The following is a 12,170-nucleotide window of genomic DNA, read 5'->3' on the forward strand; positions in this document are numbered from 1 at the left end:
GATCTGCTCTTTCAAGACCCGCCGCATCCCCAGCATGAACGCCAGTTCCGCCACCACAAACAACGGCCCGACAATCAACCCGGTCACGTCATCGACGAACGCCGGTTTGCGCCCTTCGTAGTGATGCCCGACAAACTGGATCGCCCAGCCCACCACGAACATCCCGAGGCCGCTGCTCAACCACACCAGCGTGCTCTGCTGCGCCAATACTTGGCCGGCCCAGACACACAGCCCCAGCAACACCGTCATCAAAATCCCGAGGCGCAGTTCCAGGCGCAGGTAGAACCACGCCGACGCCAGCGACACCAGCACTGCCGGCGAAAGCCAACCACCGCCCCATTGCGGCCGCGACAACAACACGGCCACCGCCACCACGATCAGCGGAATACCGATGAAGTGGCTGGCAATGTTGCGCGGGTCACGGTGGTAGGCGGCGTATTGACTGAGATGGTCAACGAGGCTTTTTTTCATTGTTATTCCTCCTGTAGGGTGGCTGATCATGCCCTGGGGTCGCTTTGCGCTCTGTCAGCCAGGCGACAATCTTTAGGAGTTTTTCATGGATATGCAGGTGTGGCGTGCGCGCCTGATGCGGGGTCAGTGGTTCAGCCATCTGCCGGTGTCCCTTCAGGATAGCCTGCTCGATGCGGCACGGTTGCGGCGCCTGTCGGCAGGGCAGCGCCTGTTCCAGCGCGGTGATCCGCCCTGCGGCCTGTACGCGGTGCTCGAAGGCGCGGTGCGCATCGGCGCCGTGAACGAGCAGGGCAAAGAGGCGCTGCTGAGCCTGGTAGAGGCGCCGCACTGGTTCGGCGAAATCTGCCTGTTCGACGGTCAGGCCCGTACCCATGATGCGTTCGGCCTGGGCGCATGCACCCTGTTGCACATCCCGCAAGCCGCGCTGCTCGCCTTGCTCGATGAACACCCCCTGTACTGGCGGCAATTGGCGTTGTTGATGAGCCAGAAACTGCGCCTGACCTTCATCAACCTCGAACAGCTGAGCCTGATGCCGGCGCCGACCCGGCTGGCCCATCGCTTGCTGATGATCGCCGACGGCTACGGCCAGATCGACGAACCCCGCCGCGTCCTGCAACTGCCCCAGGAGCAACTGGCGTCGATGCTGTCGCTGTCACGCCAGACCACCAATCAGATCCTCAAGGATCTGCAGGCGCAGGGAATCATCGGCCTGGCCTACGGCGAAATCGAAATCCTCGACGCCCAACGCCTGCGCGCCCTGGCCACAATCTAATTTTTTGCACAGCCCCCCTGTGGGAGCGGGCTTGCTCGCGAAAGCGGTGTGTCAGCCAGCATCAATGTCGATTGGCACGACGCCTTCGCGAGCAAGCCCGCTCCCACAGGAGGTCAGCCTGAAAATATTTGTGATGGGCAACCACCGCGAACACGCCTAGCCTGTGCTGACGACAATCGAGGTGTGACATGCGTGTATTGCTAGTGGAAGACGAACCCCAGACCGCCAGACACCTGGCCCAGGGCCTGAACGAGGCGAGTTTCGCGGTGGATGTGGCGGTCAATGGCATGGACGGGCGCCGCTTCATCGAGACCGGCGAATACGATCTGATCATCCTCGACGTCATGCTGCCGGGGCTCAACGGCTGGCAGTTGCTGCAACAGATCCGCAAGCTCGGTGAGACCCCGGTACTGTTCCTCACCACCCGGGACGGTATCGAGGATCGCCTGCGGGGGTTGGAGCTGCATGAAGATGATTACCTGCTCAAGCCGTTTGCCGTCAAAGAACTGGTGGCTCGGGTGCGCAAGTTGTTGCGGCGAGATAAGGGTCGCTGAGGTTTTCGCGGTGCCTGCACCATTGCCTTCGCGAGCAAGCCCGCTCCCACATTGGTCCTGCGTACAAAGATCAAATGTGGGAGCGGGCTTGCTCGCGAAGAGGCCGGACCAGACAACCCATTTTCCGGATCTGTCACCGCAACCCATCGCGAAACTGCCCCGGTGTCATCCCGGTCCAGCGCTTGAACGCGCGGCTGAAGCTGCTGGTATCGGCAAACCCCAGCAAGTAACTGATCTCACTCAACGACACCTGCGGATCACGCAGGTGCAGCAACGCCAGGTTCTCGCGGCTTTCGTTGAGCAGCGTATCGAACCGACAGCCCTCATCCGCCAGGTGCCGCTGCAAACTGCGCAGGCTCAGGTGCAGCGCCTTGGCGATGTGCTCGGCGCTGGGCTCGCCTTCGGGCAATTGCTCCTCGATGGCATCGCGCACTTTGCGTTCCCAGGTCAGTGGCTTGAGCTGCGCCAGGGTGCGCTTGAGCACGGTTTCGTTGTGTTCGGCCAGTTCCGGGTTGGCGTCGTCCAGGTGACTGTCGAAGTCGGCGAAAGCGAACTCCAGGCGATCTTCTTCTGCACCGAAGTGCACCGGCGAGCGAAAGACCTTGTGCCACTGGTGCGGGTCCACCGGTTCCGGGCGCCGCAGGTACACCGCCAGGGGCGCGTAGTCGCGGCCCAGGCGATTGCGGCAGGTGCGCACATAGATCGCCGTGAAGGCATCGATGGCTTCGAAAGCCGGGGCGAGATTGCCCGGCGGGATTTTCAGGCGAAAGTAGTAGCGATCGTCACCGCGGGTCAGTTCCAGCTCCAGCGCGTCGCTGACCACCTGGTGATAGCGCACGATGCGTTCGAACACCTCGCGCAAACTGCCGCTGGCCACCAGCGCATACCCCAGCGCATGGAAGGTCGTTGGGCTGACGAAGCGCGACACCCGCAAGCCGATCGCCGGGTCGCCGCTGGCCTGCACCGCCAGTTCCCACAGGCGCGTGGTGCAAGACAGCGGGTAACGGGCGTTGGGGTCGTCCATCAGTTGCGGGTCGAGCCCGGCTTGCTGGCACAGCGAGGTACTGTCGAGGCCCAGGGCATCGAGTTGCTTGCGCAAGGCGCGGGTCCAGCTGGCAAGGGAGGTCGGTTCAGTCATGCTGGTTGGCGCTTCCGGTCAACAGGTTGGCGTTCACGGCTACCGATTTTATTGAGTTCAGCAGGCAGGATGCGAACCATCAATAACCAGAGGATGGAAGCATGGACCGTACTTCTGCAAGTCCCCAGCGACTGAATGCAGCTCAGCGATCAGCGCATATTCGCCAAGTGGTGCTGGCCAAGGGCGTCGAACTGCGCGAGCGCTACCCGATTCTCAATCACCAGGACGCCCTGGGCGCCGGGATCCTGGCCTTCGCCCTGGCCGGGATGATCGGTTCGGCGGCGCTTTTCATCACGGGGCACATGGCGTGGTGGGCGTGCCTGTTGCTCAACGCATTTTTCGCCTCGCTGACCCACGAACTCGAACACGACCTGATCCACAGCATGTACTTCCGCAAGCAGCGGCTGCCGCACAACCTGATGATGGGCCTGGTCTGGCTGGCGCGGCCGAGCACCATCAATCCGTGGATTCGCCGTCATCTGCACCTCAACCATCACAAGGTCTCCGGCACCGAAACCGACATGGAGGAGCGGGCCATCACCAACGGCGAACCCTGGGGCGTCGCCCGGTTGCTGATGGTGGGCGACAACGTGATGTCGGCGTTCATCCGCATGCTGCGGGCGAAAACCTGGGCGCACAAATTCAGCATCATCAAACGCACCCTGAAGGTCTACGCGCCGCTGGCGCTGGTGCATTGGGGCGCGTGGTACATGTTTCTCGGTTTCCATGCCGCCAATGGCATCGCGCATGTGATGGGCACGCCCATTGAGTGGTCGGCGACTACGTTGTCGGTGATGAACGTGATCGATTTCGCCGCGGTGGTGATCATCGGCCCCAACGTGCTGCGCACCTTCTGCCTGCACTTCATCAGCTCGAACATGCATTACTACGGCGATGTGGAACCGGGCAACGTCATGCAACAGTGCCAGGTGCTGAACCCTTGGTGGCTGTGGCCGCTGCAGGCGTTCTGCTTCAACTTCGGCAGCAGCCACGGGATTCATCATTTCGTGGTGAAGGAACCGTTCTACATCCGCCAGCTCACCGTGCCGGTGGCGCACAAGGTGATGCGGGAGATGGGGGTGCGGTTCAATGACTTCGGGACGTTCGGGCGGGCGAATCGCTTTGTTCGCCAACCAGAGGTGGTCGGGGAAGAGGTGCGTACGGCTCAGGCTTGATGGTGGGTTGTAAGGGCCTCTTCGCGAGCAAGCCCGCTCCCACAGGGGAATGCATTCCAAATGTGGGAGCGGGCTTGCTCGCGAAGGGGCCGGCTCAGCCAACATCAATCCGGCTGAAACGGCGACTCACTCAAAATCACCCCAGTCTCATCCACATACTGCTGCCAATGCTCGATCAACAGGTTGAGCTTGTCAGGCTGGCTCAATGCCAAATCATGAATCTCCCCCGGATCGCTCCCCAGGTCATACAGCTGCCAGGTCGCCGGCCCCACCGGCCCAGGGATGTACACTGCTTTCCATTGCCCCTGACGAATCGCCCGGCGCCCGAACAATTCCCAACCGGTCACCGTGTGCTCATCGTGCACCTGCGCCGTTTCGCCGGACAGAAACCCCAGCCACGATTTACCGCGCAACGGCGCCACGTCCTTCCCGCGCCAGCGCTTGCCGGGATGCCGCACCCCGGCCAGATCGAGGAGGGTCGGCGTCACGTCCATCACCGTGCCGAAGCCATGGCTGATCTGCCCCTTGATCGGCAACTGCGGGTAGTGCACCAGCGCCGGTACGCGAATGCCGCCCTCTGTGGTGAACGCCTTGAACAGTCGTGAAGGCGCGGTCGCGGTCTGCGCCCAGTTCGGCCCGTACCAGACGTAAGAGTTGGCGCGACCGATGTTGTCCAGGCTGTTGTCGTAATGCTGGTTGAGGTACGTCAGCAGTTGCGGACCGAATTTCGGGAACGCTTCCAGCAGCGCACCCTCGGCGCCGTTGTCGGACAGGAACAGCACGAACGTATTGTCCAGTTGCCCCTGGCTGCGCAGGTAGTCGACGACGCGCCCGATGTTCCAGTCCATGCGCTCGACCATCGCCGCGTAGACCTCCATGGCCCGCGCGGATATCTGCCGTTGCTCATCACTCAGCGCATCCCATTGAGCGCTGAGCTCGATCAGCGGATGCGGTTCCACATCGGCCTCGATCAGCCCCAGCGCCTTGAGTTTTTCCAGGCGTTCGAGACGCAAAACCTCCGGCCCCGCGTCGTAGCGTCCACGGTATTTCTCGACCACATCGGCTGGTGCCTGCAGCGGCCAGTGTGGCGCGGAAAACGGCAGGTACGCGAAGAACGGTCGGGACTGGTCGCGCTCCTTGAGGTACTGCAGCAGCTTGTCGCCGAAGGCGTCCGAGGAATAGAAATCCTTCGGCAACTCGTCGATGAATTGATCGTCTTCGATGTACAGCGCCGGGGTCGATTTGAGCAGGCCAGGCGTGTGCTCGTCATAGGTCGGCTCGAAGCCGTAATGGTTGGCCGCACCTGGCAGCAGTGAAAACGAACGCTCGAAACCCCGGGCGTGGGGCGCCCGTTCAGCGGTCAGGCCCAGGTGCCATTTGCCGCTCATGAAGGTCTGGTATCCGGCCTCGCGCAGCAGCTCGGGCAAGGCCACGACGCTGTCGTTCAGATAACCCTCGTAACCCGGTTTGCCGATCAGGTCCGGGGTCAGCGCTTCGGCCATGGTGCCGATGCCGGCAATGTGGTGATCGGTGCCGGTCAGCAGCATCGAGCGGGTGGGCGAGCAGGTTGGTGCGGTGTGGAAATCGGTCAGGCGCAGGCCGTTGTTGGCCAGGGCATCGAGGTTCGGCGTGGCGATCTCGCCGCCGAATGCACCGATATCGGAAAAGCCCAGGTCATCGGCCAGGATCACCAGAAAGTTGGGACGTTGCGGCATCAAAAATCTCCTGTTCAGCAGGCAATGAAGGACAACGGCAAGTCACGCACCTGCACCGGGACCGGTGGCTGGTAGTGGCCGTCGCTGGTGAGTTCGTGCAGCAGTTCTTCGCGCAATTGATGGAAGTCGAAACTGCTGCGCTGGCGCGGATGGGGCAGGGCGATGTCGACCACCTGCTTGATCCGCCCCGGGCGCGGCTCCATCACCACCACGCGGTCGGCGAGGAAGATCGCCTCCTCGACATCGTGGGTCACCAGGATCGTGGTGATCTTTGCCCGGGCGCGAATCGCCAGCAGCTCGTCCTGCATCTGCTGGCGCGTCAGTGCGTCGAGGGCGCCAAAGGGTTCGTCCAGCAGCAGGATCCGTGGGCTGGCCACCAGGCCGCGGGCGATCGCCACCCGCTGCGCCATGCCGCCGGAGAGCTGGTGCGGATAGGCCCGGGTGAAATCCGTCAGGCCCACCAGGTCGATGAAATCGCTGATGCGCTTTTGCTTCTGTTGCGCGCTCAAGGGCTCGTTGACCAGCCCCAGGCCGATGTTGTCGGCCACTGTCAGCCACGGGAACAGTCGGTGTTCCTGGAACACGATGCCACGCTCGCCACCGATACCGGTGACGGCTTTTCCGTCCACGGTGATCTGCCCGCGAAACTGCTTGTCCAGGCCCACCAGCAGGCGCAGCAAGGTGGATTTGCCACAGCCACTGGAGCCGACAATCGCGACGAATTCGCCCTCGGCGATGTCCAGGTTGAATTCGCCAATGGCCTCCAGTTCGAAGCCGTCGACGTCGAAGCTTTTGCCTACGTGATTGAAGCTGACGATGGGTGCGTTCATGCATGTCTCCAGCGGGTGGCGCGGATTTCCAGGCGTTGGCCAATGAGGTTGAGCAGGGCGCCGGTGAGGCCGACCAGCAGCATGCCGGCCATGATCAGGTCCATGCGCAGCAGCTGTTGGGCGCCGATCATCTGGCTGCCGATGCCGCCGTTGGACGGCATGAAATATTCGGCGCCGATGGTGCCCAACCAGGCGTAGATCAGGCTCAGCCGCAGCCCGGCGAAGATCCCCGGTGCGGCGCCCGGCAGCACCAGGCGGGTCAGGCGTTGGCGCAGATTGAGACGCAGCACCCGCGCCGCTTCGTTCAGTTGTGGCGAGAGGTTGGCGACGCTGCGCTGGGTCGCAATAAACAAAGGGAAAAACGCGGCGAGGGCGACGAACACCCACTTGGCCAGTTCGCCCAGGCCGAACCAGGCGGTGAGCAGCGGCACCCAGGCGAAGATCGCGATCTGGCGGATCGCAGCGAGGGTCGGGCCCAATACCCGTTCACTGGTGCGCGACAGGCCCAACAGTAGGCCCAGTGCAAAGCCAAGCCCGCCGCCCAGCACCAGGCCGCCGAGCGTGCGACCCAGGCTCAAGGCCATGCCGTTGACCAAGGTGCCGTCGAGCAAACCGCTCCAGGTGGTTTCCAGCACCGCCGACGGGCTGACCAGAATGTTGGTGTCCACCCATTGCTGATGATTCGCCCATTGCCACAACACCAGCAGCGTCAACGGCAGCAGCCAGGGTTGCAGGCGCTGCCAGCCCTGATACCGCGGGCCACGACGGATCTCGGCGGTGGCCGGATGCGGCCAGTGCACCCATGTTCTGTCCAGCAGGCCGATGCCGCGGTCCATGGCCACGCCAATCACACCGATGACCACAATGCAGACGAATACGATATCGAGCATGAACAACTGCCGCGCCCAGACCATCAGGTAACCGATGCCTTCGCTGGAGGCGAGCAGTTCGACGGCCAGCAACGACGTCCAGCCGGCGGCCAGCGCCAGGCGTACACCGGCCATGAAGGCGGGTAACGCCGCGGGCAGCACCAGGCGGCGGATCAACAGGCGGGGTGGCAGACGCAACACCGCGGCGGCTTCGCGCAATTTAGGCTGCGCATCACGCACGCCCACCAGGGTATGCAGGGTCACCGGCACCACGATGGCCTTGATCAGCACCACCAGTTTCAGCACTTCGCCGATGCCGAAGAACACCATGAACAGCGGGATCCAGGCCAGGGTCGGGATTTGCGACAGCCCGGCGAAGGTCGGGAACACCAGGCGTTCCAGGGTGCGGCTCAAACCCAGCGCCGCACCCAGTACGGCACCGGCGCCGATCCCGGCGAGCAACCCCCAGAACAGGCGTTGCAGGCTGATCCACAGATGGCTCCACAACTCGCCCCGGGACAGGTCGACGGCGCTGTTCCAGACCAGTGACGGCGCTGGCAGGATCTGCTCGCTCATCCACAGGTTGCGGCTGGCCAGCCACCACAGGACGAACAGACTGATGGGCAGCAGCCAGGGCAACAGGCGCTGGCTGAGCGTCGGCCAATGCGGTCGGCCGCCGAGCGGTGGCACGGCCAATGGCAGGCTGAGCAGGGGAACACGGGCCATAGTGACCTCCGTAAACCGGTCTGTAGGCGCGAGGCTTGCCCGCGAAGGGATGTGGAAGTCGACATCCATGTTGAAGGTGATGGCCGCTTCGCGGGCAAGCCTCGATCTACAGGTTTGGTTCTAAGAAATTTAAAATCAATGCTATTGGGAGATAAGCGAGACCATTTAAGGCCTCCAGGCATCACGCATCCAATGCATTCGAAGAATATTTTCGATGCTCGCCATGCATATGGGTCCGGCGCGCCCGCAAACTCTCGCTTATCTCTAAACGATCTAAAAATGTGAATTTATAGTATTTAAGTGCTGGTCTTGTTTGGGCCTACGTTCTGCTCCTCAACGCCGTGGTCATCAGGAGCCGTACCCATGAACATTCCCTTCAAACGCGTCTTGAGCCTGCTCGCCGTACCAGCCTTGGCAGGCTTTCTGGCGCTCAATGCCCAGGCTGACGATCTCAAGGAAATCCGCATCGCCGTACCAGACCTAAGCGCGGGCACCCAGCACAGTGGCGGCGGGGTGGTGGACGTGCTGCGCGATCAGCAGATCTACGAGAAGGCTTTCGCCGACCAGGGCATCAAGATCCAGTGGAATTTCTTCAAGGGCGCCGGCCCCGTGATCAACGAAGCCTTCGCCAACGGACAGGTCGATCTGGCCTACCTCGGTGACCTGGCAGCGATCATCGGCAAGTCCAATGGCCTGGACACCCGGGTGTTGAGTGCCTCGGCTCGCGGGGTCAAGCATTACCTGGGCGTGGTGCCGGGGTCGGGGATCAAGACCCTGCAAGACCTCAAGGGCAAACGCGTGGCGATCTTTCGTGGCACGGCCAGTCAGTTGTCGTTCGATGCGGCACTGGCCAGCCAGGGCTTGAGCGAGAAGGATCTGAAGGTCATCAACCTGGACTTCAACGCTGCCATCGCGGCGCTCGCGGCCAAGCAGATCGATGCGTCCTGGGGTGGTTCCGGGTTGACGGCATTACAAGCCAAAGGCCTGGCCGAGTTGCCGTTGAACACCAAGGACCTTGGCGGTGCAGGGAGCGTGCAAGCGGTGTTGGTGGGCAACGGCAAGTTCGTCGACGAACACCCGGACGTGGTGGCGAAACTGCTCAAGGCCCAGCAGCAGGCGGTGCAATGGCTGACCCAGGAAAGCAACAAAGAGGCGTACATCCAGTTGGTGTCGGGGTTGGCGAGTTACCCTCCGGTGATCCTGACCCAGGACCTGAAGGATCAGAAATTGAGCGAGGTGTTCCCGTCGACCCTGGACCCGGTGTTCCTGGGGAAATTGCAGGATGCGGTGGATCTGGCGTCACAGCAGAAGCTGATTCGCAAGCCGTTCAAGGTGACCGATTGGGTGGCGCCTGAGTTGGCGGCGGCAAAGCTCTGAATCCATGGCGTCTGTGCGGGCGCCTTCGCGAGCAAGCCCGCTCCCACATTGGTCCTGCGTACGCCGATCAACTGTGGGAGCGGGCTTGCTCGCGAAGAGGCCCTAAACCGCGACCGCAATCTGTTGCCTGTCCACCGCCACCAATGTCTCGATCATCTCCCGCGCCGCCGGCGACAGCCGGAACCCCGTACGGCTAACAATCCCGCACCGCGCATTCATCGTCTCAATGTTCTGCGGCAAATTGCGCCAGTGCAGCAACGCCAGCGAGCCCTGGGCAATGTCCTCGACAAACGCCTCTTCAGTACCCACGCCAATCGCATTCGATTGCAGCACGATCTTCACCAGCGCCGGGAAATGCTCGGTCTCGATGGTCGGGGAAAAGTCCATTCGCCCGCTAAGGTTCGCCAGCAGTTTGCGAATGCCCGGCGGGATCAGCGTGGTCGCCAGCGGGTAGTCGAACATGTCGTTGGTCGAGAGGCTTTCCTTGGCCAGCAGCGGATGCCCCGGGCGGCAGAAAAACACCCCGCGCTTGGGTGTCAGGGCCTGGGTCTGAAAGTTCGGGTCGGCTTCGAAATGGCGGATGTCGGCGATGAAGAATTCGATCTCCTCGCGGCTCAGGGCGCGGCTGAGATTTTCCCAGTTATCCACCTGAAAACAGGTGCGCACTTTCGGGTGCGCGTTGATGAAGTGCGCCACCGCGTCCGGCACCAGTTTCACCGCGGGGGCGGGACCGCAACCGAAGCGCACTTCGCCGGCGTCGAGCTTGGTCATCTGCGTCACTTCGGCGCTGAGCAGCGCCGCGCCCTGCACCAGTTTCAGCGCGTGCTGCAACACCACCTGGCCCTCGGGCGTGGGGCGCAGGTCCTTGTTGCCACGGTCCACCAGCACGCAGCCGAACTCCTGTTCCAGCCCCTGGATACTGCGGCTGAACGCCGGTTGAGTGATGCCCATGGCGTCCGCCGCGCGCACGAAACTGCGGTGTTCGTGGAGGGCGATGAAGTAGCGCAACTGGCGAAGATCCATATGCTTTCCCGGCATCCTAAAAATAGCTCGAAGGCATTTGCGACGAGGCTGGGTTGAGGTTTTAAATGCAAGCTCTTATTCCGTCAACGAAGCATGTGAATATCTATTAGATCTAAATTGAATATAGATAGAGCGTTGTTTCGCTGGCATTCAACCGTCAGCAGTCCGATCGAGGGTCTACCCATGAGCAATGCCGCTTTAGCCGTAAAACCCGCTGTTCACGCACTTGAAATCCATCCGGTGGCCGGTCGGATCGGCGCCGAAATCCGTGGCGTGCACCTGTCCGGCGAGCTGGATGCCGCCACCGTCGAAGCGATCCAGCAGGCGCTGGTGCAGTACAAGGTGATCTTCTTCCGCGAGCAGACCCACCTCGACGATCAGCGTCAGGAGGCCTTTGCCCACTTGCTCGGCGAGCCGGTGGCACACCCGACCGTGCCGTCCCGCGAGGGCACCCGCTACCTGCTGGAACTGGACGGTGCCGAAGGCCAGCGCGCCAACTCCTGGCACACCGATGTGACCTTCGTTGAAGCCTACCCCAAGGCCTCCATCCTGCGCTCGGTGGTGGCCCCGGCCTTTGGTGGCGATACGCTCTGGGCCAACACTGCAACGGCCTACAACGGGCTGTCTGCGGAGCTGCGCGAGCTGGCGGACAAACTGGTGGCGGTGCACAGCAACGAGTACGACTACGCCGGCGCCAAGCCCGACGTGTCGGCGGAGAAACTGGAGCGCTACCGCAAGGTCTTCACCTCGACCGTCTACGAGACCGAGCACCCGGTGGTCCGCGTGCACCCGATCAGTGGCGAGAAAAGCTTGCTGCTGGGGCATTTCGTCAAACGCATCAAGGGCTACTCCCAAGCGGATTCGGCGCACTTGTTCGGCCTGCTGCAGAGCCACGTCATCCGCCAGGAAAACACCGTGCGCTGGCGCTGGAAGGCCGGCGACGTGGCGATCTGGGACAACCGCTCCACCCAGCATTACGCGGTGGATGACTACGGCACCCAGGACCGCATCGTCCGGCGTGTGACGCTCAAGGGGGAGGTGCCGGTCGGGGTGGCGGGACAGCGCAGTCAGACGGTGAAGGGGCCGGATATCGGCGGCGTCTGATCCGACGCCTTCGCGAGCAAGCCCGCTCCCACACTGGTTCTCCAGTGAACACAAACTCTGCATCCCCCCAATCAACTGTGGGAGCGGGCTTGCTCGCGAAGAGGTCGGCACCTTCAATATCGAGGGTGACTGACCCACCGCCATCGCGAGCAGGCTCGCTCCCACAGTATTACTCGGTCGAACACAAACTCAATGTGGGAGCTGGCCTGCCAGCGATAGGGCCGGCACAGTCAATATCAGTTGTGCCTGACCCACCGCTTTCGCGAGCAAGCCCGCTCCCACACTGGATCTTCAGTGAATGCAAATTCTGCGGCCACTGAATAACCTGTGGGAGCTGGCCTGCCAGCGATAGGGCCAGCACAGTCGATATCAGCTGTGCCTGACCCACCGCCTTCGCGAGCAAGCCCGCTCCCACA

11 protein-coding genes are annotated in these 12,170 nt (G+C 62.4%); 5 read left to right on the plus strand and 6 right to left on the minus strand.

Features of this window, described 5'->3' with window-relative positions:
- The coding region (locus B0W55_RS26150; RefSeq protein ID WP_077048809.1) for a DUF962 domain-containing protein at positions 1 to 471 on the minus strand (471 nt) is incomplete at its 3' end.
- Positions 472 to 556: 85 nt separating this feature from the next.
- Here B0W55_RS26150 and B0W55_RS26155 point away from each other — a divergent pair.
- Together B0W55_RS26155 and B0W55_RS26160 are read left to right on the plus strand one after the other, a co-directional pair.
- Positions 557 to 1,243, plus strand: a complete 687-nt coding sequence (locus tag B0W55_RS26155) for a Crp/Fnr family transcriptional regulator (protein WP_077048810.1) — start codon at positions 557 to 559, stop codon at positions 1,241 to 1,243.
- 188 nt (positions 1,244 to 1,431) lie between these two features.
- Positions 1,432 to 1,797 carry a response regulator gene (locus B0W55_RS26160; RefSeq protein WP_077048811.1) on the plus strand — a complete coding sequence of 122 codons (366 nt, stop codon included), beginning with the start codon at positions 1,432 to 1,434 and terminating at the stop codon, positions 1,795 to 1,797.
- Positions 1,798 to 1,930: 133 nt separating this feature from the next.
- Here the strand turns inward: B0W55_RS26160 and B0W55_RS26165 are convergent, their stop codons facing one another.
- Entirely contained in the window at positions 1,931 to 2,935 is a 1,005-nt protein-coding gene (locus B0W55_RS26165) for an AraC family transcriptional regulator (RefSeq protein ID WP_077048812.1), read from the minus strand.
- Between the two features lie 101 nt (positions 2,936 to 3,036).
- Between B0W55_RS26165 and B0W55_RS26170 the strand changes: the two genes are divergently transcribed.
- On the plus strand, positions 3,037 to 4,110 hold the full coding sequence (locus tag B0W55_RS26170; protein ID WP_077048813.1) for a fatty acid desaturase: 1,074 nt from the start codon (positions 3,037 to 3,039) through the stop codon (positions 4,108 to 4,110).
- 104 nt (positions 4,111 to 4,214) lie between these two features.
- On the opposite strand, the gene B0W55_RS26175 is transcribed toward B0W55_RS26170, so the two are convergent.
- Genes B0W55_RS26175 through B0W55_RS26185 form a run of 3 tightly spaced genes read right to left on the minus strand, consistent with a single transcriptional unit; the run spans position 4,215 to position 8,250 of the window.
- A complete protein-coding gene (locus B0W55_RS26175) occupies positions 4,215 to 5,825 on the minus strand; it encodes an arylsulfatase (RefSeq protein ID WP_077048814.1) in 1,611 nt (536 codons plus the stop codon).
- A gap of 14 nt (positions 5,826 to 5,839) precedes the next feature.
- Positions 5,840 to 6,655 (minus strand): ABC transporter ATP-binding protein, encoded by an 816-nt coding sequence (locus B0W55_RS26180; RefSeq protein WP_077048815.1) that lies wholly within the window; start codon positions 6,653 to 6,655, stop codon positions 5,840 to 5,842.
- Positions 6,652 to 8,250 (minus strand): ABC transporter permease, encoded by a 1,599-nt coding sequence (locus B0W55_RS26185; RefSeq protein WP_077048816.1) that lies wholly within the window; start codon positions 8,248 to 8,250, stop codon positions 6,652 to 6,654. The genes B0W55_RS26180 and B0W55_RS26185 overlap by 4 nt, the downstream gene beginning before the upstream one ends.
- A gap of 363 nt (positions 8,251 to 8,613) precedes the next feature.
- Here B0W55_RS26185 and B0W55_RS26190 point away from each other — a divergent pair, with 363 nt between their 5' ends.
- Positions 8,614 to 9,627, plus strand: coding sequence for an ABC transporter substrate-binding protein (locus B0W55_RS26190; RefSeq protein WP_077048817.1), 1,014 nt, complete (start codon positions 8,614 to 8,616; stop codon positions 9,625 to 9,627).
- A 102-nt stretch (positions 9,628 to 9,729) separates the two neighbouring features.
- Here B0W55_RS26190 and B0W55_RS26195 read toward each other — a convergent pair whose 3' ends face one another.
- Positions 9,730 to 10,650: a LysR family transcriptional regulator gene (locus B0W55_RS26195; protein WP_077048818.1), complete on the minus strand. Its 921-nt coding sequence runs from the start codon at positions 10,648 to 10,650 to the stop codon at positions 9,730 to 9,732.
- 183 nt (positions 10,651 to 10,833) lie between these two features.
- Here B0W55_RS26195 and B0W55_RS26200 point away from each other — a divergent pair, with 183 nt between their 5' ends.
- A complete protein-coding gene (locus B0W55_RS26200) occupies positions 10,834 to 11,754 on the plus strand; it encodes a TauD/TfdA family dioxygenase (protein ID WP_077048819.1) in 921 nt (306 codons plus the stop codon).
- Positions 11,755 to 12,170: the final 416 nt, after the last annotated feature.

This window comes from Pseudomonas sp. KK4, assembly GCF_001984065.1.
Classification (GTDB): domain Bacteria; phylum Pseudomonadota; class Gammaproteobacteria; order Pseudomonadales; family Pseudomonadaceae; genus Aquipseudomonas.